The organism is Methylorubrum populi (genome assembly GCF_002355515.1).
Classification (GTDB): domain Bacteria; phylum Pseudomonadota; class Alphaproteobacteria; order Rhizobiales; family Beijerinckiaceae; genus Methylobacterium; species Methylobacterium populi_A.
In genome coordinates, this window is record NZ_AP014809.1 from 3417001 (window position 1) to 3440439 (window position 23439).

General features: G+C 68.6%; 24 protein-coding genes. 7 read left to right on the forward strand and 17 right to left on the reverse strand.

Going from position 1 to position 23439, the window contains the following annotated elements; all coding sequences use genetic code 11:
• Positions 1-39 precede the first annotated feature (39 nt).
• A complete protein-coding gene (locus tag MPPM_RS15685; protein WP_244573324.1) occupies positions 40-597 on the reverse strand; it encodes a Spy/CpxP family protein refolding chaperone in 558 nt (185 codons plus the stop codon).
• Positions 598-783: 186 nt separating this feature from the next.
• Here MPPM_RS15685 and MPPM_RS15690 point away from each other — a divergent pair, with 186 nt between their 5' ends.
• Positions 784-1710, forward strand: coding sequence for a metal ABC transporter substrate-binding protein (locus tag MPPM_RS15690; protein ID WP_096485839.1), 927 nt, complete (start codon positions 784-786; stop codon positions 1708-1710).
• A 4-nt stretch (positions 1711-1714) separates the two neighbouring features.
• On the opposite strand, the gene moaD is transcribed toward MPPM_RS15690, so the two are convergent.
• From moaD to MPPM_RS15710, 4 genes are all read right to left on the reverse strand, one after another.
• A complete protein-coding gene (moaD, locus tag MPPM_RS15695) occupies positions 1715-1966 on the reverse strand; it encodes a molybdopterin converting factor subunit 1 (RefSeq protein WP_096485840.1) in 252 nt (83 codons plus the stop codon).
• Positions 1967-2024: 58 nt separating this feature from the next.
• On the reverse strand, positions 2025-2624 hold the full coding sequence (gene pgsA / locus MPPM_RS15700; RefSeq protein WP_096487880.1) for a CDP-diacylglycerol--glycerol-3-phosphate 3-phosphatidyltransferase: 600 nt from the start codon (positions 2622-2624) through the stop codon (positions 2025-2027).
• Positions 2625-2708: 84 nt separating this feature from the next.
• Complete coding sequence (gene uvrC, locus MPPM_RS15705) at positions 2709-4766, reverse strand: excinuclease ABC subunit UvrC (RefSeq protein WP_096485841.1); 2058 nt, start codon at positions 4764-4766, stop codon at positions 2709-2711.
• A 56-nt stretch (positions 4767-4822) separates the two neighbouring features.
• Positions 4823-5548: a protein phosphatase CheZ gene (locus MPPM_RS15710; protein WP_096485842.1), complete on the reverse strand. Its 726-nt coding sequence runs from the start codon at positions 5546-5548 to the stop codon at positions 4823-4825.
• 228 nt (positions 5549-5776) lie between these two features.
• Between MPPM_RS15710 and MPPM_RS15715 the strand changes: the two genes are divergently transcribed.
• Positions 5777-6496 (forward strand): L,D-transpeptidase, encoded by a 720-nt coding sequence (locus MPPM_RS15715; protein WP_096485843.1) that lies wholly within the window; start codon positions 5777-5779, stop codon positions 6494-6496.
• A 75-nt stretch (positions 6497-6571) separates the two neighbouring features.
• On the opposite strand, the gene MPPM_RS15720 is transcribed toward MPPM_RS15715, so the two are convergent.
• The 5 genes from MPPM_RS15720 to lgt all read right to left on the reverse strand — a co-directional run bounded on the left by MPPM_RS15720 (position 6572) and on the right by lgt (position 11597).
• Complete coding sequence (locus tag MPPM_RS15720; protein ID WP_096485844.1) at positions 6572-7315, reverse strand: DUF2076 domain-containing protein; 744 nt, start codon at positions 7313-7315, stop codon at positions 6572-6574.
• A 221-nt stretch (positions 7316-7536) separates the two neighbouring features.
• Positions 7537-8427 carry an outer membrane protein gene (locus tag MPPM_RS15725; protein ID WP_096485845.1) on the reverse strand — a complete coding sequence of 297 codons (891 nt, stop codon included), beginning with the start codon at positions 8425-8427 and terminating at the stop codon, positions 7537-7539.
• 396 nt (positions 8428-8823) lie between these two features.
• Positions 8824-9591, reverse strand: coding sequence for a peptidoglycan editing factor PgeF (gene pgeF / locus MPPM_RS15730; protein ID WP_096485846.1), 768 nt, complete (start codon positions 9589-9591; stop codon positions 8824-8826).
• Positions 9592-9618: 27 nt separating this feature from the next.
• On the reverse strand, positions 9619-10704 hold the full coding sequence (locus MPPM_RS15735; protein WP_096485847.1) for a class I SAM-dependent methyltransferase: 1086 nt from the start codon (positions 10702-10704) through the stop codon (positions 9619-9621).
• Positions 10705-10706: 2 nt separating this feature from the next.
• Positions 10707-11597, reverse strand: a complete 891-nt coding sequence (gene lgt / locus MPPM_RS15740) for a prolipoprotein diacylglyceryl transferase (protein WP_096485848.1) — start codon at positions 11595-11597, stop codon at positions 10707-10709.
• A 153-nt stretch (positions 11598-11750) separates the two neighbouring features.
• Between lgt and MPPM_RS15745 the strand changes: the two genes are divergently transcribed.
• The 3 genes from MPPM_RS15745 to MPPM_RS15755 all read left to right on the forward strand — a co-directional run bounded on the left by MPPM_RS15745 (position 11751) and on the right by MPPM_RS15755 (position 15443).
• On the forward strand, positions 11751-12431 hold the full coding sequence (locus MPPM_RS15745; protein ID WP_096485849.1) for an MgtC/SapB family protein: 681 nt from the start codon (positions 11751-11753) through the stop codon (positions 12429-12431).
• Between the two features lie 103 nt (positions 12432-12534).
• Positions 12535-14166, forward strand: a complete 1632-nt coding sequence (locus tag MPPM_RS15750) for an alpha-D-glucose phosphate-specific phosphoglucomutase (RefSeq protein WP_096485850.1) — start codon at positions 12535-12537, stop codon at positions 14164-14166.
• Entirely contained in the window at positions 14163-15443 is a 1281-nt protein-coding gene (locus MPPM_RS15755; protein WP_096485851.1) for a hypothetical protein, read from the forward strand. The genes MPPM_RS15750 and MPPM_RS15755 overlap by 4 nt, the downstream gene beginning before the upstream one ends.
• Positions 15444-15479: 36 nt before the next feature.
• Here MPPM_RS15755 and MPPM_RS15760 read toward each other — a convergent pair whose 3' ends face one another.
• From MPPM_RS15760 to MPPM_RS15780, 5 genes are all read right to left on the reverse strand, one after another.
• Positions 15480-16385 (reverse strand): cell wall hydrolase, encoded by a 906-nt coding sequence (locus MPPM_RS15760; RefSeq protein WP_096485852.1) that lies wholly within the window; start codon positions 16383-16385, stop codon positions 15480-15482.
• Between the two features lie 107 nt (positions 16386-16492).
• The gene (locus MPPM_RS15765) at positions 16493-16750 is read right to left on the reverse strand and encodes a hypothetical protein (RefSeq protein WP_017486149.1); all 258 of its coding nucleotides are present in this window, start codon (positions 16748-16750) and stop codon (positions 16493-16495) included.
• Positions 16751-16938: 188 nt separating this feature from the next.
• Positions 16939-19605, reverse strand: a complete 2667-nt coding sequence (gene ppdK / locus MPPM_RS15770) for a pyruvate, phosphate dikinase (protein WP_096485853.1) — start codon at positions 19603-19605, stop codon at positions 16939-16941.
• A 277-nt stretch (positions 19606-19882) separates the two neighbouring features.
• Positions 19883-20035 (reverse strand): DUF3096 domain-containing protein, encoded by a 153-nt coding sequence (locus MPPM_RS15775; RefSeq protein ID WP_096485854.1) that lies wholly within the window; start codon positions 20033-20035, stop codon positions 19883-19885.
• Positions 20036-20126: 91 nt separating this feature from the next.
• A complete protein-coding gene (locus tag MPPM_RS15780; RefSeq protein WP_096485855.1) occupies positions 20127-20819 on the reverse strand; it encodes a L,D-transpeptidase in 693 nt (230 codons plus the stop codon).
• Between the two features lie 189 nt (positions 20820-21008).
• Between MPPM_RS15780 and MPPM_RS15785 the strand changes: the two genes are divergently transcribed.
• Positions 21009-21452, forward strand: a complete 444-nt coding sequence (locus tag MPPM_RS15785) for a VOC family protein (protein WP_096485856.1) — start codon at positions 21009-21011, stop codon at positions 21450-21452.
• Between the two features lie 106 nt (positions 21453-21558).
• On the opposite strand, the gene MPPM_RS15790 is transcribed toward MPPM_RS15785, so the two are convergent.
• Positions 21559-22008, reverse strand: coding sequence for a Crp/Fnr family transcriptional regulator (locus MPPM_RS15790; RefSeq protein WP_096485857.1), 450 nt, complete (start codon positions 22006-22008; stop codon positions 21559-21561).
• A gap of 609 nt (positions 22009-22617) precedes the next feature.
• Between MPPM_RS15790 and MPPM_RS15800 the strand changes: the two genes are divergently transcribed.
• Positions 22618-22806, forward strand: a complete 189-nt coding sequence (locus tag MPPM_RS15800; RefSeq protein WP_041371474.1) for a con-10 family general stress protein — start codon at positions 22618-22620, stop codon at positions 22804-22806.
• Positions 22807-22924: 118 nt separating this feature from the next.
• Here the strand turns inward: MPPM_RS15800 and MPPM_RS15805 are convergent, their stop codons facing one another.
• The gene (locus MPPM_RS15805; protein WP_096485859.1) at positions 22925-23398 is read right to left on the reverse strand and encodes a MarR family winged helix-turn-helix transcriptional regulator; all 474 of its coding nucleotides are present in this window, start codon (positions 23396-23398) and stop codon (positions 22925-22927) included.
• Between the last annotated feature and the right edge of the window lie 41 nt (positions 23399-23439).

Consider the following 23439-nt stretch of genomic DNA (forward strand, 5'->3'; position numbering starts at 1 on the left):
GCCGCCGCGCGGCTCGCGGATCAAGCGGCGGACCCGATGCTACTCGTCGCCGCCGTCCCGACCGCCCGGTCCGCCGGGGCCGTGGCGATGCCAGGCCTTGTGCGGCCCACCGAACGGGCGCATCGGCCGGGCGAGGAGCATGGCGCGGCGCTTCTGGCCGTCATCGAGCGTCGCGAAGAGCGGCGTGCTGGCATCGGCGAGCTTGCGCAGGGCCTCGCCCCGGGCGGTCGCCGCGTCGGCCATGGCGCGAAGTGCACCGGGCGCGTCATCGACCATCCGGCCGCGCTCGCGCCGGGCCTCGCGCTGGGCGGCCCGCTGCTTGAAGAGATCGCGCATGGCCGCCTCGACCGGTGGCCAGAGCTTCTCCTGCTCCGGGTTCAGCTTCAGCCCGGCATGCAGACCGGCGATGCGGGCATCGGCGAAGGCCGCCCGATCCTCGGCCGAGAGCGCCGACCAGCGCCCGTGCCGATGGCCGTGCGGTCCGTCCGCGAAAGGCCCACCGCGCTCGCCGGCATGGACCGCCACGGCGCCGATGCTGGCCGCGCCGAACAGCGCCAGCCCCGCCATCGCGAGACCCGTCGCGCGTTTCCTGATCATGGGACATCTCCGTCAGACAGGGGCGTCTGCCCCGATCCGGCGACGATGCGTCCGTTTCGTCTCTGGCGTGTGTCCGGTCGTCTCCGGCGTGTGTCTGCAACATGAAAGCTTGTCCATGTTCGGATAACCATCTTGGCGATGTGATAATGTTACATTATTACCGCGGCCGAACGGAGGAGTTTCGGGATGAGACGGTTCATGGGGCGCGGGTTCGCGGCCGCGATTCTGCTGATCGCCGGCCTCGCGCCGACGATTGCCGCGGCGCAGGAGGCGCGGCTGAAGGCGGTCGCGACCTTCTCGATCCTGGCCGACCTCGTGGCGCAGGTCGGAGGCGACCGGGTCGCCGTGACGAGCCTCGTCGGGCCGGATGCGGACGCGCACGGCTATTCCCCGGCGCCGGGCGACGCCCGGCGGGTGGCGGAGGCCGACCTCGTCGTCGTCAACGGCCTCGGCTTCGAGGGTTGGCTGGAGAGGCTGATCAAGGCGTCCGGCACCAAGGCGCCGGTGGTCGTGGCCTCCAAGGGCGTGAAGACCATCGCCGGCAGCCATGACCACGACGACCATGGACATGATCACGGGGAGGGGGACCACGCAGACCCGCATGCGTGGCAGAACGTGGCGAACGTGAAGCTCTATGTCGCCAATATCCGCGACGGCCTCAGCGCCGCCGATCCGGCGCATGCCGACCTCTACGCTGCCAACGCGGCCGCCTACACGCAGAAGCTCGACGCGCTCGATGCGGAGATTCGCACCGCTCTGGCCGCGATCCCGGAAGAGCGGCGGCGCATCATCACCACCCACGATTCCTTCGGCTATTTCAGCGCCGCCTACGGCATGCGCTTCCTGGCGCCGCAGGGCATCTCGACGGACAGCGAGGCCGGTCCGCGGGACGTCGCCCGCATCATCCGCCAGATCCGCCGGGACAAGGTGCCCGCGGTGTTCGTGGAATCGATCGCCGACCCGCGGCTCATGCAACAGATCGCCCGAGAGAGCGGCGCCAAGGTCGGCGGCCGGATCTATTCCGACGCGCTGAGCGCGCCGGGCGGCCCGGCCGCGGGCTATCTGGAGATGATGCGCGCGAACCTCAGCGCGTTTCGCGAGGCGCTGAGCTGAGGCTTCAGCCGCCCGTCATCGGGGGGAAGAACGCGATCTCCCGAGCCCCGGCGATGGCGCTGCCGGGCTTGGCGTGGACCCGGTCGATCGCCGTGCGCACCACGCCTTCGTTCTCGAAGGCATAGGCGTATTCCTCGCCGCGCGTCTTCAGCCAGCCGATCAGGTCGGCCACGGTGGCGACACCCTCGGGCAGGCTCACGGTCTCGTCGGGCTTGCCGACGCGCTCGCGCACCCAGGCGAAATAGACGAGCTTCATCACACACTCACTTCCATAGCCGTCCTCGCGGGGCGCAGCCGAAGCAAGGACGGACGCGTCAGCGCGGATCGTCGATCACGTGCCGGATCCCGGCCCTCATGTAGTCCCAGCCGGTATAGAGCGTCAGGGCAGCGGCGAGCCAGAGCAGGACGATCCCGGCCGTGAGGCTGCCGGGAATGACGCTCTCGCCGGCCGGGCCGGCCACGAGCACGCCGAGGGCGACGAGCTGCACCGTCGTCTTCCACTTGGCGATCCGGCTGACCGGCAGGCCGACCTTCAGTTCCGCCAGATACTCGCGCAGGCCGGAGACCAGCACCTCGCGGCAGAGGATGACGATGGCCGCCCAGAGCGACACGCCGGCGATGGTGCGGTCGGCAGCCAGCATCAGCAGGAGCGCCGCGACGAGGAGCTTGTCGGCGATCGGATCGAGCATCCGCCCGAGCGCGGAACTCTGCGCCCAGGCCCGCGCCACGTAGCCGTCGAGATAGTCGGTGATCGCGGCCACCACGAACACGCCGAAGGCGGCCCAGCGCGCGGCGATCTCGTCGGGCCAGAACAGCAGGACGACGACGACCGGCACCGCGACGAGGCGGCCGTAGGTGAGGCAGTTCGCGAGCGTCCAGGCCTGCGACCGGCGTCGGGGGAGGACGGCGTTCATCGCCGGGGTGAAATCACGGGCCGCGTGGGGCGTCAACCGCGTCGGGATCGCGTCGGGCGCAGGCTCTGTCGACACGGGCTCGGCTCAAGCGTTGGCGTGGAAGAAATCGTAGACCGCCCGCGCGGTGGCGGCGTTCACGCCCGGCGCCTTGGCGAGATCCTCCAAGGCGGCCCGCTGGATGGCCTTCACGGTGCCGAAATGGTGCAGCAGCGCGCGCTTGCGAGTGGGGCCGATGCCGGCGATCTCGTCCAGCGGGTTCCTGGTCATCTCGCGCTTGCGCCGGGCCCGGTGGGTGCCGATGGCGAAGCGGTGCGCCTCGTCGCGCAGGCGCTGCACGAAGTAGAGAACGGGATCGCGCGGCGGCAGCTTGAACGGGGTCCGGCCGGGCACGAAGAAGGTCTCGCGGCCGGCATCCCGGTCCCGCCCCTTGGCGACGCCGACGAGCGGCACGTCGATCACGCCGATCTCGGCGAGCGAGGCGCGGGCGGCCTCGAGCTGCCCGGCGCCGCCATCGATCAGCACGAGGTCGGGCCAAGCCGGGAAGGCGTCGGGATCATCGATCACCGTCTCGGTCGCGGCCGGCACGGCCTGGCACTCCGCCGCGGCCTGCGGCTCACCGACCTCCGCCTCCCGCGGCGTGCGCGGCGCCTCCTTGGCCAGCCGCTTGAAGCGGCGGGTCAGCACCTCGCGCATCATCCCGAAATCGTCGCCGGGGGTCAGCTCCTCCGACTTGATGTTGAAGGTGCGGTAATGCGTCTTCATGAAACCGGTCGGGCCGGCGACGATCATGCCGCCGACGGCGGCCGTACCGGAGATGTGCGAGTTGTCGTAGACCTCGACGCGGCGCGGCGGCTTGTCGAGGCCGAAAGCCTGTCCCAGCGCGGTCAGCAGCTTGCCCTGCGAGGCGGTGTCGGCGAGGCGGCGGCCCAGGGCCTCCTTGGCGTTGCGCTGGGCGTAATCGACGAGGTTCTTGCGCTCGCCCCGCTGCGGCCGATGGATCTCGACCCGGTGCTCGACCCGGCTCGACAGGGCCGCGGCCACGAGTTCGGCATCCTCGATCGTGTGACTCACCAGCACGAGGCGCGGCGCGGGCTTGTCGTCGTAGAACTGCGAGATGAACGAGGCGAGCACCTCGTCGGCGCTCATGGAGCGGTCGGCCTTGGGGAAGTAGGCGCGGTTGCCCCAGTTCTGGAAGTTGCGGAAGAAGAACACCTCGATGCAGAACTGACCCGCCTGCTCGTCGAGGGCGAAGACGTCGGCCTCCTCGACCCCTTGCGTGTTCACCCCTTGCGTGCCCTGGATCGCTGAGAGCGCGGCGATCCGGTCGCGGAAGCGCGCCGCGCGCTCGAACTCCAGCGCCTCGGAGGCGCGCTCCATCTCCTCGCGCATCCGGTCCTTCACGGCGTTGGACTTGCCGGAGAGGAAGGCGCGGGCGCTGTCGGCGAGCCCGTTGTAATCCTCCAGGGCGATCTCGCCGGTGCAGGGGCCGGAGCAGCGCTTGATCTGGTAGAGCAGGCAGGGCCGGGTACGGTTCTCGTAGTAGCTGTCGGAGCAAGTCCGCATCAGGAAGGCGCGCTGGAGCGCGTTGACCGTGCGGTTGACCGCCCAGACATTGGCGAAGGGGCCGTAATAGTTGCCCTTGCGGCGGCGGGCGCCGCGGTGCTTGACGATCTGAGGCGCAGGCCCGTCGCTGGTCAGCAGGATGTAGGGGAATGACTTGTCGTCGCGCATCAGCACGTTGAAGCGCGGCTTCAACTGCTTGATGAGGTTGGCCTCCAGCAGCAGCGCTTCCGTCTCGGTCGCCGTGGTGACGAATTCCATCGCCGCCGTCTGCGCGATCATGCGGGCGATGCGGTTGGAATGGGCCTGGCCGCGGGCATAGGAGCCGACGCGGGCCTTCAAATTCTTGGCCTTGCCGACGTAGAGGACGTCGCCCTTGTGGTCGAACATCCGGTAGACGCCCGGCGAGGTCGGCAGGGTCGTCCAGAAGCGGCGGATGATCTCGGTGCCGGCCTTGACGGCCCCGGCCTCGAAATCGAAGTCGATCTCGGGCGCCTCGTCGAGGGAGGGCGCCTCGTTCTCGTCCTCGTCGAACCCGTCGGGCGGGACGTCGTCGAAGGCGGATCGGGTCGCGCGGTTCATGGCCCCGATGTAGGCCGCGGCGATTCCGGTTGGAAGAGCCGCGGCGCCGCGGGCCGTTAATCGAACAGGGCGTCGATGTCCGACTGATCGACGTGGCCGGGATCGTCCTGAAGCTTCGGCCCGTTGAGAAGCGAGCTCTCGTCGTTCTCGTCGACCGCGGCGGTCTCGACGGCGAGCAGATCGCGGAAGCCCTCAAGGCTGCTCCAGGCCTCGATCACGCGGTCGAGATGCTCCTCGACGAACTTGAGCACGCTGACGATCTTGCTGATGCGCTGGCCGGTGAGATCCTGGAAGTTGCAGGCTTCGTAGGCGGCGATGACGTGGTCGAGAATGCCGTCGACATTCTCCTGCGCGGCCTTCGTCAGCCGCATGCCGCGCATCATGTTGGCATTGGTTTCGATCTTCTCGATGCTGCCAAGAATCGTCGAGGTGGCCTGCTCGGTCGACTCGACCACCGCGTCGAGCTCGCCCGCGACGCGCCGCATGCCCTTGCCGGTGCTCTCGGAGCGGTGAAGGCTGGCGATCTCCGACTTTGTGCGGGTGATCGCCTCCTTCATCACTTCGAGTTCGTGGCGCATGGCGAATGCCTCGCCGAGTTCGCGGCGGCAGGCCTCGATGGTCTCGCCGGCGCTCGCCTGGGTGATGCGGCGCAGGTCGTTGATCGCGGTGAGGATCTCTTCGAGGCGCGGATTCGGCAGCGCCTCCGGAGCGGCCGCAGAGATGCCGGCCGCCGGAACGGGCAAGCCCAGGCTTTCCTCGATGCGGTAGCGCTTGGTGATCATCGGTCGGACGGGCCTTCGGGGACGGATCTCGTCCGACACAATCCGGCGCAGTGGTTTCGATTTGCTGAAAGTTTTCAGGCGATCGGAGTCATTTACCGCCCGTTGACGACGACTCGCGGTTTGCGGGGGCCCGCCCGCCGGAGCGGGTGATTCACCACGTTCATTCATCGCCCGCAGGGCAAATACCGAAAAGCTTTCCGCATCGCGTGTGCAGGGCGGGAGTGTGGGATGCGGGCGAAATGGAGCGTGGCGCTGGCAGCGCTCGCCATTGCCGGAGCGTGCGGGCCGGCCATGGCGCAGACGGGGCCGGGCCGCTACGGCGGCGGCTTCATCGAATTTCTGATGACCGGCGACGCGCACGGCCCGACCCGGCGCCCCGCCGTCGACGGCTACGGTGCGCTCGGCGAGCCGCGCCAAGCCGCCATTGCACCGCAGCCGCGCGCGCGTTTCGCGGCGCTGCCGACCGGGCCGGCCGCCGAGGAGAGCGCCGTCGCCAGGGCGATCGACCCGCGCTACGCTCGCCAGGTCATCGCCTATGACGGGCCCGGCCGGGCCGGTCAGATCGTGATCGACACCAACGCGAAGTATCTCTACCTGATCCAGACGGGCGGACAGGCGATCCGATACGGCATCGGCGTCGGGCGCCCGGGCTTCGTCTGGACCGGCGCGAAGACGATCACCGCCAAGCGGGAATGGCCCGACTGGACGCCGCCCGCCGAGATGCTGCGCCGCCGTCCCGACCTGCCGCGGCACATGGTGGGCGGGCCGGAGAACCCGCTCGGCGCCCGGGCGATGTATCTCGGCACCTCGCTCTACCGCATCCACGGCACCAACGAGCCGCACACGATCGGGCAGAACGTGTCTTCGGGCTGCATCCGGATGATGAACGAGGACGTGATCGACCTCTACGAGCGCACGCCGGTCGGGACCCGCGTCGAAGTGATCTGACCCATCCGACCCAAGAGAAAGCCCGGTGCCGGGGGACCGGCACCAGGCTCTTTTTCTCTACTCGATCAGGCCCGATCAGGCCCAGTCGTCATCCCCGCCATCGCCGAGGTCGCCGCCGAAATCGTCGCCGCCACCGCCGAACGAGGCGTCCTGGAAGCCGCCGTCACCGCCGCCGAGCGCCGAACCGAGATCCTGGTCGCCGCCGCCGCCGAACATGCCGCCACCCGCGTCACCGCCGCTCAGGCCCGCAGCCTGAGCGCTGCCGAGCGAGGAATGTCCGCCCGCGAAGGCATTGGAGAGGGCGCTGCCGAGCAGCATGCCGCCCGCCGCACCGGCCGCCATCGGAAGCGCCGTGGCGAGGAAGCCGCCGCCGCGGGCCGGCTGCTGGGCCTGACCGCCCCAGGGTCCGCCCTGCGGAGGACCGCCGTAACCCGGCTGCTGGCCGTAGCCGGGCTGAGGCCCGCCCTGCGGACCACCGTAGCCACCCTGCTGACCATACCCGCCCTGCTGGCCCCAGGCCTGACCGGCCGGACGCTGCGGCTCGGAGCGCTGACCGCCGCCGAAGATGCTCGACAGGAAGCCGCCGCCGCCGGAGGGCTGGGACTGTGCCTGGGTGCGGGCCTGCTCGAGCTGCTGGTTGAGGCTCTTGATCGCCTCCTCCTGCACGTAGATCAGCTGAGCCATCGCGTAGGGAGCATAGGGCTGGCTGCGCAGCTTCTCGGCGATGAAACGTTCGGCATCAGCGTCCCTGGGCTGTCCGGAGGCCTGCTCGAGGCGCTGGAAGATGCCGTTGATGATGTCGCGTTCTTCGCTGTTCATGGAGACGTCCTCCTGAAGGCGCCGACGGCCTCGTCACCGCACGGCGGCTAGGAGATGGGGACCGGTCGAGCTTTTGTCAGGGGGCCGGCGTCGATTGTCCGCATCGGCCGGGCGCGCGAACCGGTGCGCTCCAGCACAGGACAAAGAAAAAGCCCGGCACGAGGCCGGGCTTTTCCGAGGAAGTCCGGCGATCCGGTGAGGGACCGCCGAGGCTTCGGATCTTAGTACGAGCCGAACTTGTAGTTCAGGCCGGCGCGGACGACGGCGAACTCGGTCTCGCGCTGACGGGCGAGGCTGCCGGAGGCGAGCACGACGCCCGGGCTGTTCGTGAAGACCAGGTTGCCGGCCGGGGTGGCACCGAAGGCGCCGTTCAGGCGGTTGCCGCGGTCGAGGTTCACGTAGAGACCTTCGACCTTCAGCGTGACGGCCGAAGACTTGAAGAAGTTCAGGAACGAGTCGGTCGGGAGAGCGTACTCGATACCACCACCGGCGGCCCAGCCGGTCTTGAAGTCGTCGGAGGAGCCGTTCGGCAGGCCGAAGTCGGAGCCGCCGCCGGAGCCGTAGGCGAAGCCGCCGGTGCCGTACACGAGGGTGCGGTCGAAGGCGTAGCCGAGGCGACCGCGGACGGTGCCGAAGAAGTCGAGGCCCGACAGACCGTTCGGGTTGAAGATCTGGCTGCCGGCCAGGAACGGCGAGGAGCCCGGAGCGACCGAGAAGCGGTTCCGGTCACGGCCGAAGTCGACGTACTGAGCGTCGGCCTCGATACCGATCACGACACCGGAGCCCGGGGTGAACTGGTAGTTGTAGCCGATCTGACCACCGCCGACGAAGCCTTCGTCGCTGCGACGGTTGTTGAAGGCGATGGCAGCGGTGCCGGCGCCGACGAGGCCGCTGGCGGGGCCGACGCCGATCACGGTCGGAACGTTGTTGTCGTCACCGGTGCCGAAGCCGTAACCCGCGTTGAAACCGGCGTAGAAGCCCGTCCAGGTGAAGACCGGCACCGGCTGGAACACCGGCGGCGGCGCGGCGCGGCGCGGCAGGTCGGCGGCGAGAGCCGAACCGGCGAAGGCGATGCCGGCGATGGCCGTACCGGCGCGAAGGAAGGATTTCATTACTCTGGTCCTCTCTGACTGTGCCGGTGCTTCCAGGGAAGCGAGGCGGCACGGTGCCCCGTATCTATGCCAGCATCCCGGAAGATGCTGTTGCGGCTTGACCACGCCGACCGTCCCGAAGGCGGCCCCTTTGTGGCAGTGGTCTTGGTCTGCCGTCGTTCCAACCGGGAAACGCCACCGAACGGCCAAGGTTCACTTACGGCCGAGCTTTTTTTGGTGATGGTTCCGGACAGATTGTCGCAGGGATGCAACCACGGCGTTCCGCGACGCCGCAAGGCTTACGATGGATGCGGCGCGACATGCGAGTGCTTCAGCGCACAAAAGCCTGGCCGTGGGCACCCTTGCGGCGGGCGTTGCACGGATACAACGACTTTTGTGAGTACCGTAAGAATATAGTCACGGGGTGAGTGCAATCGCCGATATCAGTCGGCCGTAATCCGGTTCGTTGCGGTGCGTCGTGCGCCGAAAGCTGTAGAATCGCTCCGGATCCGCATAGGTGCACAAGTTCACAGAAGCGGCCTCTCCGATGCCGGCTTCCGCCAGTCTTTTGAGAATGAAAGCCGGCAGATCGAACTGGGCATGTCCGGGCCGCCCTTCGGCGAAAAACTTCTCGCTTCCGGGCACGTCTGCACGAAAACGCTCAACGAACTCGGAGCCGACTTCGTAGGAGGCTTGCGAGATCGTCGGTCCGAGCACGGCGACGATGCGCTCGCGCTCGGCGCCGAGCGCCTCCATGGCGGCCACCGTGGCGGCGATGACACCACCGAGTGCACCCTTCCAGCCCGCATGGGCCGCGCCGACGACGCGGTTTTCCGGATCGGCGAACAGGATCGGGCCGCAATCGGCCGTCGCGATGCCGAGCGCCAAGCCGGGCACGCGGGTCACCATGGCGTCGGCCTTCGGGCGTTCGGCCAGGGGGAAGGGTGCCTCGACGGTCACCACCTCGGCCGAGTGCACTTGGTAGAGGCTGACGAGGTTGCCGCTCGGCAGTCCGAGCTGCGCGCACATCCGCGCCCGGTTCTCTTCAACCCGCGCCGGCTCGTCGCTGGAGCCGATCCCGCCGTTCAGCGACGCGTAAAGGCCCTCGGAGACGCCGCCCCTCCGGGTGAAGAAGGCGTGCCGTATATAAGAGTGCGAGCTCAGCTCGGGCGCTTCGATGAACATGGTCTCGCGGACTCTCGACTGGATGGCTCAGGCAGGGGGTGGGAGCGCCGGCAGCGGCGGAAGGGCGGGGTGGCAGGCGCAGAGCACCTTGAACAAGGCGCCCATGCCGCGCGGATCCGGATCGGTCAGGCGCTCGGCGGCGGCCTCGATCGCCCGCGCCTGATCCGGCGTGGCGCGGGCCTTCAGCCGCTCGGCGCGGGCCGCGAGGCCGAGCCCGAGCAGGAAGTCGTGCTGCGTCGTCGGTCCGAGCACGGCCAAGCCCTCCGCGCGGGCCGCGCGGGCGAGCGCGCCGAAATCGACGTGCAGCGTCAGGTCCGCCTCGCCGGGCTGGTTCAGTGGATCGGCGTAGCGATGGCCCGCTACCGCCTGGAAGGTGTCGCCGAAGCCCGGCTGATCGCCGCCGTAATCGATGGCGAGAAGGGCGCCCCCCTTCGCGGCGAGGCGGCGGCCGAGATCGCGCATGACCGCCAGCCCCTGGCTCGGCAGGGTCAGCACCGCGCCCACCGGCCCCGGCGCCGTGAGACGCGGATCGGGTTCAGGGTCGAGTCCGAAGGCGAGGGCGTCGCCTTCGGCCGTCAGGCCGACCCGGCGCTCGCACCATCCACGCTCCGTCCGCACGAACTGGCGGGCCGGCAGGGCATCGAAGAACTCGTTGGCGATCACGAGGAGCGGTGCATCCGGCAGGCTCGCCACGGAATCGTGGAAGGTCGGCGCGATACCGGCGAGCCGATCCGCCTGAATCCGGCGCAGCACCGGGCTGGTTTCGACGAGGTGAAGATCGAAGTCGGCGCCCGCCGCGCGCAGGGCCCGCAGGGCGTCGGCCATCAGCGTGCCGCGGCCCGGGCCGAGTTCGACGAGGCAGGGCCGATCGCCCGGTGTCGCCATCATCGACAACACGGCCGCCGCCCACGCCCCGATCAACTCGCCGAACATCTGACTGATCTCCGGCGCGGTGACGAAGTCGCCGCTCCGGCCGAGGGGATCGCGCGTGGCGTAGTAGCCGTGCTGCGGATGTCCGAGGCAGAGCGCCATGTATCGGTCGAGGCCGATCGGCCCGTCCGCCCGGATCTCCCGCACCAGGATTTGCAGGAGCGGCGTCGCCTCGGCGGTCACGCTCAGATCTGTCCCGCTTCGGCCTGGATCTCCGGACCTGCCTGTCGCGGACGCGTCACCCCGCGGGCGGCAAGCACGATGTAGACGAGGCCAACCAGCGCCATCGGCACGCAGAGCAGCATCCCCATGGTCACGCCGCCGCCGAGCGCATTGACGTCCTGACCGAACAGGAAGCCGAGCTGCCGGTCCGGCTCGCGGAAGAATTCGCAGAAGGTTCGCGCCAGCGCGTAGCCCAGTACGAAGATGCCCCCGAGAAGGCCCGGCTTGCGGAAACCGAACCGGCGCACGGCGAGCGCCATGACGATGAACAGCAGCAAGCCTTCCGTGGCGGCCTCGAACAGCTGGCTCGGGTAGCGCGGCACGTCACCCCCGCTGGGAAAGACCACGGCGTAGGGGAAATCGGGCGCGGCGCGGCCCCAGAGCTCGCCGTTCACGAAATTGGCGATGCGTCCGAAGAACAGGCCGACCGGCACCACCACCGCGGCGATGTCGAGCATGGTGTAGCCGTTGAGGCCGCGCGCACGAGCGAAGAGCAGCAGAGCCAGGATCGCGCCCAGGAACCCGCCGTGGAACGACATGCCGCCGTTGCGGATCGCCAGGATCTCCAGCGGGTGCTCCATGTAGAGCGGCAGGTTGTAGAACAGCACGTAGCCGATCCGCCCGCCGAGCACGACGCCGAGCGCGACCCAGACGATCAGATCGTCGATGTCGGTGAGCGTCGGGCGCTTGACCACGCCCCAGAGCGAATCCGCCGCGACTAGGCGGCGCGCGTAGAACCAGCCGCCGACGAGCCCGGCGATGTAGGACAGGGCGTACCACTTGATCTCGACGGGGCCGATCGAGACCGCCACCGGATCGATGGCCGGAAAGGGGAGGGCGAGAAGCGGCGGCATCGACGTCCCACGAACGGCTGACGGATTTGGGATCCGCGCCGCATTGGACCCGCGCCCGGCGGGGCGTCAAGTTGGGGCGTCAGGGCGGGACATCGTTGCGCGACGGGAGAAGCGGGCGCAATCTCGGCCGCAAGAACGGGCGCGGGAGGAGCGATGCTCGGCAACGGAGAGATGGTGGCGCGCCTCGTGCTCGCCGGCGCCATGGGCAGCGTGATCGGCTTCGAGCGGGAGCGGCTGCTCTGGGCCGCGGGCCTGCGCACGCACATGCTGGTCTGCGTCGGCGCGTGCCTTTTCATGATCGTCTCGGCCTTCGGCTTCTCGGACGTGCTGGGGCAGAAGGACGTGGTGCTCGATCCCTCGCGCGTGGCCGCGCAGGTCGTCTCCGGCATCGGCTTCCTGGGTGCGGGCACGATCCTCCTGCGCGGTGAGACCGTGAAGGGCCTCACCACCGCCGCGAGCCTGTGGGCGGTGGCGGCGATCGGGCTTGCCGTCGGTGGCGGCCTCTACGTCGCGGCGATCGCCGCCACAGTGCTTGTCGTCGGCATCCTCGCGGGGGTGAAGCCGATCGAGGAGCGGTGGCGCGACCGGCTGCACAGCCGCGCGCTCCACCTCACCGTCAAAGCCGGCAGCCTGTCGATCGACACCCTGCAGGACGTAACCGGCGAGCGCGCCTCGCGGGTGCGCCAGTTCGTGGTGCGCCCGGGCGAGGAAGAGGGGGTGGAGGATGTCACCATCGCCTTCGTCCGGCTGTCGCAGACCAGCGTCGCGGCGATCGCCGAGCGGCTGAGGCAGAACCCATCGGTTCTCACCGTCCGTCTCGGCCCGGAGGTGTGACGGCACCGCCGGACCCTGGCGAAATCCGCGAGTCCGGCCTACTCGAACCGACACAGCGCACTACGACGTGCGAACCTTATCCTTGGCGAGAATCGAGCGAACCATGGCCGCGAAGCGGGTTCCCACCAGTCCCTATCCGGACCAGAAGCCCGGCACCTCGGGCCTGCGCAAGAAAGTGCCCGTTTTCCGGCAGCCGCACTACGTCCAGAACTTCGTCCAGGCGATCATCGACTGCATCCCTGATCGCAAGGGCGCGACCCTGGTGATCGGCGGCGACGGACGCTTCTTCAACGAGCAGGTGGTCCAGATCGCCCTCAAGATCGCCGCCGCCAACGGCTTCGGGCGGGTGCTGGTCGGGCAGAACGGCCTTCTGTCGACGCCGGCCGCCTCCTGCGTCATCCGCAAGCACGGGGCCGTCGGCGGCATCGTCCTCTCGGCGAGCCACAATCCTGGCGGGCCGGAAGGCGATTTCGGCATCAAGTTCAACGGCAGCAATGGCGGTCCGGCGCCGGAAAGCGTCACCGCCGCGATCTTCGAGCGCACCAAGGCCATCGGCGACTACCGCATCTCCGATGCGCCCGATCTCGACCTCGGCCGGATCGGCGCCACCGAGATCGATGGGATGACGGTGGAAGTGATCGACCCGGTCGCCGACTACGCCGAGCTGATGCGTACGCTGTTCGACTTCGAGGCGCTGTCGAAGATGTTCGCCTCCGGCTTCCGGATGCGCTTCGATGCCCTCTCGGCGGTGACCGGCCCCTACGCCAAGGCGATCCTGGAAGGCGCCCTGGGCGCTTCGCCCGGCACCGTCGTCAACGGCGAGCCCAAACCCGATTTCGGCGGGCACCATCCCGACCCGAATCCGGTCCATGCCCACGAGCTGTTCGACCTGATGCACGGTCCCGACGCGCCGGATTTCGGCGCGGCCTCCGACGGCGACGGCGACCGCAACATGATCGTGGCGCCCGGCCTGTTCGTCACGCCGAGCGACAGCCTCGCGATCCTCGCCGCGCACGCCCATCGCGCGCCGGGCTATGCCGGGGGGCTCGCGGGCGTCGCCCGCTCGATGCCGACGAGCCGCGCGGTCGATCGCGTCGCCGCCGCCCTCGAGATCGAGGCGTTCGAGACCCCGACCGGCTGGAAGTTCTTCGGCAACCTGCTCGATGCCGGCCGCATCACCCTGTGCGGCGAGGAGAGTGCCGGCACCGGCTCGAACCACGTGCGCGAGAAGGACGGTCTGTGGGCGGTGCTGCTCTGGCTCAACATCCTGGCCGCGACCGGTCGGCCGGCGCAGGAACTCGTACGGGCGCACTGGGCCGAGTACGGGCGCGACTACTACACCCGCCACGATTACGAGGAGATCGATTCCGCCGCCGCCAACCGCCTGATGGACGGCCTGCGGGCCCGGCTCGCCTCGCTGCCGGGGACTGAGATCGGCGGCCTGACCGTGAAGGCGGCGGACGATTTCCGCTACGTCGATCCGGTGGACGGGTCGGTGACGGAAGCGCAGGGCGTCCGGATCACCTTCGCGGAGGATGCGCGCATCGTCTACCGGCTCTCGGGGACCGGAACCGCCGGGGCGACGCTTCGGGTCTATATCGAGCGCTACGAGGCGGACCCGGACCGGCTGGAACTGCCGGTGTCCGAGGTTCTCGCCCCCGTGGTCGCGGTGGCGCGGGAACTGGCCGACATCGAACGGCTCACCGGCCGGGCGGAGCCGAGCGTCGTGACGTGACGGGTTACCCCTCGCGCCGGGGGGCGGGCGGCGTCTGGGCCGCGCTCGCGGTCCTGATCGCGACTGCGCAGCCGGCCCGACCCGCCGAGACGGCGCTCGGCGTCGCCCGCTTCGACCTGCCCGCCGCCTTCGAGGACTGGACGCGGCGCGAGATGAGCGACGGCCTCCTGTTCCAGCGCGTCTACGAGCCGTCGGGCCCGCGCGGGCGCAAGGGCCTGGCGATCCTTCTGGTCGCCAAGCCGAAGCCTGCCTCCGGTGCCTTCGACACGGCGTTCACGCAGTTCGTGCGCGGAATCAAGCAGGTTCCGAGCGAGGGAAAGCCGCTCACGGCGAAGGCGGGCGAAACCCTCGACGGACACCCCATCCGCATCGAGCAGCGCTGCTGCCGGTCGAGCGACGGGCTGCGGATGAACGCCTGGTTCGTCGGGATCGCTGCCGGGGGCAGCGAGCATTACCTGATGCTGCTCACGCTCCAGCTCGAGCGCGAGAGCGAAAAGCCGGTCCGCGAGGCGTTCCAGGCGCTGGTGCGAGCCTACCGCCCGTCGAAGGATGACCGCGGCCTCGTTCTCGCGCCGAAACCCGGTGAGGGAGGAATGGACGGGCTTTATGCGCGCACCGAGACGCGGCTGATGCCCAATGCCTTCGGCGGCATGGATTTCATCGCCGACCAGGCGACTCTGCTGTTCGACAAGGGCGGGCTCTACACCACCGAACTGCCGCGCGACGGCGATATCGCGGGCCATTGCCGCGCCGAGGTGACGACCTGCGGCACCTATGCGCTGAAAGGCGGCTGGCTCTCGGCCAACCGCATCGACCGTGTCGAGGTCGAGAACTCGTTTGGCCTCGCGAAGCGTTCAAGCGAGGCCTTCGCCCGCACCAAGGACGGCATCCGGATCGGCGATAAGACCTACGCGACGATGCCGCCCTTCGCTGAAGGGCATCGCTTCTCCGGCACCTGGAGCCACACCTTCGGATCGAGCGGTCCGACAGGGGCGGTCGGCGGCACGCGCACGCTGACCCTGAGCCCGGACGGGCGCTTCACTCGGGAGAGCAGCACGGGCTTCTCCTCCACCGGCGGGTCGATCGACGGCGGCACCACCGTGGCGGGGCACAGCCGCCGCCCTCTCCAAAGCGGGCGCTACGCGGTCTCAGGTTTCCGGATCACGCTGAGCGACGAGGCGGGCGGGACGGAGTCGCTCAGCCTGTTCGCACCGGACCGGGACACGGACAAGCTTCTGGTGATCGGCGGAGCGAACTACCTCAAGCAGGCGAAATGATCGGGCGCGCCGACCTTCCACACCGTGACTCAGACCTCACGTCTGATTGGGCTTGAGCTGATAGAAGATGTGCCGGCCGATCATGTCCTTGCGCTTGAGCCGGCGCGACCAGCCGGGGCGGACGTAGTCGGCATGGTAGTGGGTCGCGCCGCCGACCTCGCTGACATAGGTGCGGCCCTCGATCACGGCGCTGGCGACGCGAGTCGCACTGCGCCAGGATTCGGCGTCGGTGATGCGCAGCGACTTGCCCTCGCAGGCGAACGAGAACTGGCAGCCCATGAAGCGATGGCGGTTCTGGTAGACGACACCGCAGACCGAGGACGGGTAGAGCCCGCTCTTGACGCGATTCAGGACGACCTGCGCGACGGCGGCCTGCCCCTCCTCGGGCTCGCTGCGGGCCTCGAAATAGACGGCCTCGGCGAGGCAGCGCTGCTCGCGGTCCATTGCATCCGGATTGATCAGGTCGGCGTAGTGCGACTTGCCTTCCGGCGTCGAGATCTGCGGGTCGAGCACCGACGGGTTGCGGTCGAGGCGGGCCGAGAAGCCTGGCAGGGCGAGATTCGAGGCGGCAACTTCGATCGGCGTCGCGTCGGCGGGAGCCGGCGTGACCGAGGAAAGGGCCACGGCGCGGGGCGTGGCGGGGGTGGCGCCGTCGGAGTCGGCGAGAGGAGGGAGACCATCCTCGCCCGGTTCGGCTTCATGAGGCGCGCCTGGCGCGACGAGGCCGGCCTCGATGACGTCCGGGCTCCACGCCGTCGAACTCGCCAGCGCGCCGGTCACTGCGACATCGCGCGTTAGAAGCCGTTCGGGCCCGAGCGTGGCGTCGGTTCCTGCGGTGGCAGTGAAGGAAACCAGCAGGCCGCTTGCCAGCATCCACGGCACCACGGCCGAGACGATCCAGCGGGGGCCGAGCCCCAGGCCTCGCACGCGCCTCGTACGCAACGCCGACACTCCACACTCACGAGCGGCCGGAAGCACCAGCTTAAGCCAAGCGGGAGCGACCGTTCCTCAAGGAGGGGAGTTTAATCGCGAACGTGGTTGCCGGACGGTTAAGGCGTCGGTCGGCCGTGGCGTTGAGCGAGACCATTCACGAGGACGGCGACATAGCCGCTCCCGTTCTGCGAGGCGATGATCGCCCGGCCGGCCTCGCGCTCGTTGCGATCGGCCTCGAGGTAGATCAGCCCGATCACACCGGTGGCGGTGGCGAGCGTCGCGAGGATCCAGAGATAGGCGGCCTGCATCGCCCGGTGACCGGGAACGATGGCGCGATGATCGAGGAGGGCCGTGGGGGAGTCGGGATGCGACATGGCTGGAAGTCCCGCGGGTGCCCTGGCCGGAAGACCAATCGACGCTCGCCGCGCTGGGTCTTCCGCTAGCAGGTAACGTGCCCGGGCGACACGGGTTCAGGGGGCTGTCCGCAAAATTATTGCGAAGCTTGCCCGACCGTGACGTGGCCCCCGCGGGCCGGAGCCCGCGGGGTCGTCGACCATTGCTCTCAGGCGTCCTTGCCGAGCGCCGCCTGCGCCGCCGCGAGGCGGGCGATCGGCACGCGGAAGGGCGAGCAGGAGACGTAGTCGAGGCCGACTTCCTGGCAGAAGCCGATCGAGGCCGGGTCGCCGCCGTGCTCGCCGCAGATGCCGAGCTTGAGCCCGTCCCGGGTCGCGCGGCCGCGCTCGGCGCCGATCTTCACCAGCTCGCCCACGCCCTCCTGATCAATCGACACGAACGGATCGACCGAGAGGATGCCCTTCTGGGTGTAGGGCCCGAGGAAGGTCGCGGCGTCGTCGCGGGAGATGCCGAGCGCGGTCTGGGTGAGATCGTTGGTGCCGAAGGAGAAGAACTCCGCGGTCTCGGCGATCTCACCGGCCTTGAGCGCCGCGCGCGGCAGCTCGATCATCGTACCGACCTGATATTCGAGCTCGGCCCCGGTCTCCTCCGTCACGGCCTTGGCCATGGCGTCGATGCGGGCCTTGACGATGTCGAACTCCATCCGGGTGAAGACCAGCGGCACCATCACCTCCGGGGTCACCGGCGCGCCGGTATCCTTGGCGGCCTGCACCGCGGCCTCGAAGATCGCGCGGGCCTGCATCTCGGCGATCTCGGGGAAAGCGATGGCGAGCCGGCAGCCGCGGAAGCCGAGCATCGGGTTGTGCTCGGAGAGTTCGCGGATGCGGTTGCGGATCTTGTCCTCCGGGATGCCAGTGGCCGACTGGACCTCGCGGATCTCCTCGTCCGTGTGCGGCAGGAACTCGTGCAGCGGCGGATCGAGCAGGCGGATCGTGACGGGCAGGCCCGACATGATCGTGAACAGCTCGACGAAGTCCTGGCGCTGATAGGGGAGGATCTTGGCGAGCGCGCCGCGACGGCCCTCGGCATCATCTGAGAGGATCATCTCGCGCACCGCCACGATGCGGTCGCCCTCGAAGAACATGTGCTCGGTCCGGCACAGGCCGATGCCCTCCGCGCCGAACTTGCGCGCGGCGCGGGCATCGGCCGGGGTGTCGGCGTTGGTGCGCACCTTCATGGTCCGCACCGCGTCGGCCCACTCCATCAGGGCGGCGAAGTCGCCCGACAGCTCGGGCTGGAGCATCTTGACCTCGCCCTGGATCACTTGGCCGGTCGAGCCGTCGATGGTGATGACATCGCCCGCCTTGAGCGTCACGCCGCCGACGGTGAGCGTCTGCGCCTTGTAGTCGATCCGGATCGAGCCGACGCCGGAGACGCAGGGCTTGCCCATGCCGCGGGCGACCACCGCCGCGTGGCTGGTCATGCCGCCGCGGGTGGTGAGGATGCCCTCGGCGGCGTGCATGCCGTGGATGTCCTCCGGCGAGGTCTCGATGCGCACGAGGATGCAGCGGCGCTCGGCCTTCTTGGCGGCTTCCGCAGCTTCCGAGTTGAACACGATCTCGCCGACCGCCGCGCCCGGCGAGGCCGGCAGGCCGGTGGCGATCACCTTGCGCTCGGCATTCGGGTCGATGGTCGGGTGCAGGAGCTGGTCGAGGGCGCCGGGCTCGATGCGCTTGATCGCCTCTTCCTTCGAGATCAGACCCTCACCGGCGAGCTCGACGGCGATGCGCAGGGCCGCCTTGGCGGTGCGCTTGCCGTTGCGGGTCTGGAGCATCCAGAGCTTACCGCGCTCGATGGTGAACTCCATGTCCTGCATGTCGCGGTAGTGCTTTTCGAGGATCCCGTAGATCCGCGTCAGCTCGGCGAAGCTCTCGGGCATTGCCTTTTCCATCGACGGCTTGTCGGACTTGGCCTCGATGCGGGCCTTCTCGGTGATGTCCTGCGGCGTGCGGATGCCCGCGACCACGTCCTCGCCCTGGGCGTTGATGAGGAACTCGCCGTAGAGCGCGCTCTCGCCGGTGGAGGGGTTGCGGGTGAAGGCGACGCCGGTGGCCGAGGTGTCGCCCATATTGCCGAACACCATGGCCTGGACGTTGACCGCCGTGCCCCAGCTCTCGGGGATGTTGTTCAGCTCGCGGTACTTCTTGGCCCGCGGGATCATCCAGGAATCGAACACCGCGCCGATGGCGCCCCAGAGCTGGTCCTCGGGCTTCTGCGGGAAGTCCGAGCCGTGCTCGTCACGGACGATCTTCTTGTAGACGCCGATGAGGTGCTTCCAGTCGTCGGCCTTCAGATCGGTGTCGAGGTTGAGGCCCTTCTGTTCCTTGTAGTGCTCCAGAGCCTCCTCGAAGGCATGGTGCTCCACGCCAAGGACGACGTTCGAGTACATCGTGATGAAGCGGCGGTAGGAATCGTAGGCGAAGCGCTCGTCGTCGGCGTCCTTGGCCAGGGCCTCGACGGTGGTGTCGTTCAGACCGAGATTGAGCACCGTGTCCATCATGCCCGGCATCGAAGCGCGGGCGCCGGAGCGGACCGAGACCAGCAGCGGCTTGTCGGCATCGCCGAAGCGGCGGCCGGTGAGCCGGCCGACGGTGTCGAGCGCCGCATTCACGGCGTCCTTGAGTTCCGCCGGATAGGTCTCGCCGTGCTCGTAGTAGTAGGTGCAGACTTCCGTGGTGATGGTGAAGCCGGGGGGCACCGGAAGGCCGAGGTTCGACATCTCGGCGAGGTTGGCCCCCTTGCCGCCGAGGAGGTTGCGCATCGACGCCTCGCCCTCGGCCTTGCCGTCACCGAAGGAATAGACCCATTTCGTCATCAGTCTCTCCGCTGGACGGATATGGCGACCTGAGCGCCGCTCACGCGGGCGTGGCGCATCTCCTGTCGCAGTGCAAGGATAAGCTTCATGCCACTCCGTAACGAGGAGTGACGATGTGATGGCTCTGTCAGAGCGTAGTGCGCGGGGCGCAAAAGGGGAGTGGTCTCCGGCGCGGAGCAGCACGAGACAGGGGCGACGCACCGCGAGGACCAGATGTCGGCCCGTCGCTGGACGACCTTCACCGTCCTCTCCGTCGATCGTATCTCGCCGCTTCCTGTCAGGAGAAGTGGCGCAGGACGCCGAGGCCGATGAGCCCGACCGCGATCAGGTAGATCGCGACGATGTAGTTCAGCAGCCGCGGCGCGATCAGGATCAGCACGCCGGCCAGGATCGCGATGATCGGCTGAAGATGCGAGATGGTGATGGTCATGGACGAAGGTTCGGGAGCGCTCCTGCGGCCAAGCTTGGCCGCAGGATGAGGACGCGCGACGAATGCAGAAGGTTCCCTGCCGTCGGCCGGATCAGGCGCGGTACTTCCCGCTGCGCTTCACCACCACGCGGGCGCCGACGGGGACGCGCTCGTAGAGATCGACGATATCTTCGTTGAGCATGCGCACGCAGCCGGAGGACATCTGCTCGCCGATGCTCCAGGGCTCGTTGGTGCCGTGGATGCGAAACAGAGTGTCGCGATTGCCGTTATAGAGGTACAGCGCGCGCGCTCCGAGCGGGTTGTCGATACCACCCTTGCGCGAACGCTCGATGCTCGGATTCAGCGAGACCATCGTCGTGGTCGGGCTCCAGTCCGGCCACACACCCTTGCGGCCGACCCGCGCGTCGCCCTTCCAGGAGAAGCCGGCCTTGCCGACCCCGACACCGTATTGCAGCGCCGTGCCGCCCTCCTGAACCAGAGCCAGCTGACGCTTGTCGATGTCGACGACGATCGTGCCCGGTGCCTCCGGGCCGCTATAGGCGACCTCCTGGCGGCGATACTTCGGATCGATCCGCGACCGGTCGACCAGCGGCACGTCGAACGGCTTGTCGGGCATCGTGCCGATGTACCAGGCCGCGTCATCGTCGCCGCCGGCCATCGGTCCCGGCTTCGACGATTGGCAGGCCGCGAGCGGGACGAGGCAGAGAGCGGCGAGCATCACGCGACGGGTCGACGTCCGGACCGTCATGGAGGCGGCCGTGCCGGCGGTCTTGGGAGATGCCATAGCGGCTCCTGTCACCGCCGCTGACGGCGGGTTAGCGTTGCACATCATCCGCCATGACTACCCGCCCCGGGACCGATCGGGTGTGACTTCGGGGCCGCATCGAGCGAGGAACGTTGCCTTGAACCCGCCTCGTCCCGGGGACGGAGCGCGTTATCTGCCGCGCAAGATCGCGTGAGCAGGAGGGGGCGGATGCCCGAGACCGAGACACAACTCGTGGGAGAAGCGGGCGTCGATGTCGCGGCGCTGGCGCCGGCTGTCCATCTCGATCACTGCGTCATCCACGTCTCCGATTGGGAGCGCGCGACGGCATTCTATCGCGACGTGCTGCGGGCCGAGGTGATCCCCTTCGGCAAGGGCGTGGTGTTTCGCTTCGGCGGCGTCCAGCTCAACGTCCATGGTCCGGGCCAGATCGGGACGCCACGCGCCCGCCACCCCGTGATGCCCGGCGGCAGCGATCTGTGCTTTCGATGGTCCGGCTCGATCGAGGATGCGATGACGCATCTCGCCGCCCACGCCGTGCCGGTGGAGTTGGGTCCGGTGGAGCGGAACGGAGCGGCCGGGCAGGGCGTCAGCGTCTACTTCCGCGATCCCGATGGCTCGCTCATCGAGTTCATCACGTATCCGACGCCGTAAGCCACCGACCGGCTCCGCAGCTCGGCGTTTCCGCTGCTCGCGCGCCCCTGAACGAGCGGTGTTCGACGATGAGGACGGGCGATCAATCGCTGATGCGGTCCGCTGGTCAGGCGTTGCCGACCTGCTCTGCCAGCCGCTGATTGGTCTGCTCCAGGCGCAGCGCGAGTTCGCGCATGACGGCGATGCCGATCTGCGGAAATTGCGCGAGCAGCTCGATGAACACGTCGCGGTCGATCCGCAGAGCCGTCGTCGCCGTGTCGGCGGTCACGGTCGCCGAGCGCGGCTGATCGGCCAGGATACCCATCTCTCCCACGAGAGCGTTGGGGCCCAGCAGGGCGAGACGCACGGGGCCGAACGGGCCGTCGATGGACACGGCGGCAGCGCCTTCGAGGATCAGGTAGGCGGCATCCGCCGTTTCGCCGCGCGCGAAGAAGGCTTGGCCCGCCTCGAAATGCACCCGCTCGCTGGTGAAGGCGAGAAGCTTGAGGCGAGACGGCTCGACCTCACGGAACAGCGGCACCTGCCGCAGCGACATCACCTCGGTGTCGAGGGTCATGGACACACTCCGATGCGCCTCCAGGGCGGCGGGCGGAAAGGCCCGCGGGTAGACGCATGGGCGGATCGTGTCAAAGCGACCGTGCCGGCGAGACCGCGGCACGCGACGAAGGAGTTGCAACGGCGCCGCCGCATCCGCGAAACGCTGCCGGCCCAAACGGCATCGGCATGATAGTGCCGTTTTACGAATCTCGGCGGGTCGACAAGCCGAGCTCGCCGGAACTCGGCGGGCTGCGCTTCGCGCTGCAATTCGGCTGCGGCGAATCGAGAGGCTCCTGATCGGTTGTCGGCGTCCGGCTATCCTCTGGCGCCGGCATCGCCGGCAACGGCGCGGTGTTCGGTTCGGGAAGTCCGTTGGCTCTGGCAACGGCGCCAGACTTGGCCACAAGCGAACGCTTCACCATATATCGGTTCGTCATCCCGGCTCCTCATGGGTGTGGACCGGCCTGTGGAGACCTGTTCACAACTCCGCGCGACGCGCTGGTGTGAGTGGAGCTAACGTTTGGACGGAACAGGTGTTTCCCACACCTTGACCGCCGATACGGCCAAGGAACAATCGAAAGGGATGACGGTTGAGGAGGGTGTGAAGAGTTAGCCTGAGGAGGCGCTGATGGCATCTGGTAATTCCACCTCGAAGCGAGGTTTCGCTTCCATGAATATCGAACGGCAGCGCGAAATCGCCAGTAAGGGCGGTCGTTCGGTTCCGGCCGAGAAGCGGTCTTTCTCGCAAGATCGTGAGCTGGCCTCGTCCGCTGGCCGCAAGGGCGGTCAATCGACGGGTCGCACCGGCGAAGCGTAAACCGGTCGAGGCGGTTCCGGGCGCGTCGATCGCGTTCGACCGCCCGACCCTTTGGCAATACAGAATTATATCTCTTACTACGGGCGCCTTGGGCGTCTGTTTCTTTTTCGGCCGGCCTTCAGGTCGTGGCCTCGGCGCGCGCCAGTTCGCGCCATTTGACGACGAGTTCCTCGAAGGCTCGGAGGTCCGCCTCATCGAGCCGGCCCAAGGTTCGCGCGACGTAGGCGGCCTGGGCAGCGATCCCGCGGGCCGCGATCTCGGAACCGGCCCCCGTGAGATGGAGCGCGTGGGAGCGGCGATCGCCGGGGATCGCGCGACGCTCGACCAATCCGGCCTCGACGAGGCGATCGATCAGACCCGATACATTGCCTTTCGTCACATAAAGCCGGGCGGCCAATTCCTGCTGGGTCAGACCCTCACGCTCGCTGAGCGTCGACAGCACGTCGAATTGCGGGATCGACAGACCGATCTCGCGCAGCTCACCGGCGACGGCGGCCGTGACGCGCCGGCTGAGGCGGATAAAGCGGAACCACACCCGCAATGGATCGACGGGTTCGGCGCTTGAGGCGGGACGGACTTGACGCTCGGACATGTCCGTCCAGCTTGTAGCAGAGGGGAGTGCGCCGGGCAGCC

Excerpts from the sequence above, each read along its gene's own strand:
- pgeF (WP_096485846.1), bottom strand. The coding sequence starts at position 9,591 with ATGTTCATCGAAGCGCCCGAGCTGAGCTCGCACTCTTATATACGGCAC.
- MPPM_RS15780 (WP_096485855.1), bottom strand. The coding sequence starts at position 20,819 with ATGGCATCTCCCAAGACCGCCGGCACGGCCGCCTCCATGACGGTCCGG.
- MPPM_RS15725 (WP_096485845.1), bottom strand. The coding sequence starts at position 8,427 with ATGAAATCCTTCCTTCGCGCCGGTACGGCCATCGCCGGCATCGCCTTC.
- MPPM_RS15790 (WP_096485857.1), bottom strand. The coding sequence starts at position 22,008 with ATGACCCTCGACACCGAGGTGATGTCGCTGCGGCAGGTGCCGCTGTTC.
- MPPM_RS15805 (WP_096485859.1), bottom strand. The coding sequence starts at position 23,398 with ATGTCCGAGCGTCAAGTCCGTCCCGCCTCAAGCGCCGAACCCGTCGAT.
- MPPM_RS15785 (WP_096485856.1), top strand. The coding sequence starts at position 21,009 with ATGCCCGAGACCGAGACACAACTCGTGGGAGAAGCGGGCGTCGATGTC.
- MPPM_RS15765 (WP_017486149.1), bottom strand. The coding sequence starts at position 16,750 with ATGTCGCATCCCGACTCCCCCACGGCCCTCCTCGATCATCGCGCCATC.
- MPPM_RS15800 (WP_041371474.1), top strand. The coding sequence starts at position 22,618 with ATGGCATCTGGTAATTCCACCTCGAAGCGAGGTTTCGCTTCCATGAAT.
- MPPM_RS15775 (WP_096485854.1), bottom strand. The coding sequence starts at position 20,035 with ATGACCATCACCATCTCGCATCTTCAGCCGATCATCGCGATCCTGGCC.
- uvrC (WP_096485841.1), bottom strand. The coding sequence starts at position 4,766 with ATGAACCGCGCGACCCGATCCGCCTTCGACGACGTCCCGCCCGACGGG.
- MPPM_RS15750 (WP_096485850.1), top strand. The coding sequence starts at position 12,535 with ATGGCCGCGAAGCGGGTTCCCACCAGTCCCTATCCGGACCAGAAGCCC.
- MPPM_RS15720 (WP_096485844.1), bottom strand. The coding sequence starts at position 7,315 with ATGAACAGCGAAGAACGCGACATCATCAACGGCATCTTCCAGCGCCTC.
- MPPM_RS15715 (WP_096485843.1), top strand. The coding sequence starts at position 5,777 with ATGCGGGCGAAATGGAGCGTGGCGCTGGCAGCGCTCGCCATTGCCGGA.
- MPPM_RS15745 (WP_096485849.1), top strand. The coding sequence starts at position 11,751 with ATGCTCGGCAACGGAGAGATGGTGGCGCGCCTCGTGCTCGCCGGCGCC.
- MPPM_RS15710 (WP_096485842.1), bottom strand. The coding sequence starts at position 5,548 with ATGATCACCAAGCGCTACCGCATCGAGGAAAGCCTGGGCTTGCCCGTT.
- moaD (WP_096485840.1), bottom strand. The coding sequence starts at position 1,966 with ATGAAGCTCGTCTATTTCGCCTGGGTGCGCGAGCGCGTCGGCAAGCCC.
- MPPM_RS15685 (WP_244573324.1), bottom strand. The coding sequence starts at position 597 with ATGATCAGGAAACGCGCGACGGGTCTCGCGATGGCGGGGCTGGCGCTG.
- MPPM_RS15690 (WP_096485839.1), top strand. The coding sequence starts at position 784 with ATGAGACGGTTCATGGGGCGCGGGTTCGCGGCCGCGATTCTGCTGATC.
- ppdK (WP_096485853.1), bottom strand. The coding sequence starts at position 19,605 with ATGACGAAATGGGTCTATTCCTTCGGTGACGGCAAGGCCGAGGGCGAG.
- lgt (WP_096485848.1), bottom strand. The coding sequence starts at position 11,597 with ATGCCGCCGCTTCTCGCCCTCCCCTTTCCGGCCATCGATCCGGTGGCG.
- pgsA (WP_096487880.1), bottom strand. The coding sequence starts at position 2,624 with ATGAACGCCGTCCTCCCCCGACGCCGGTCGCAGGCCTGGACGCTCGCG.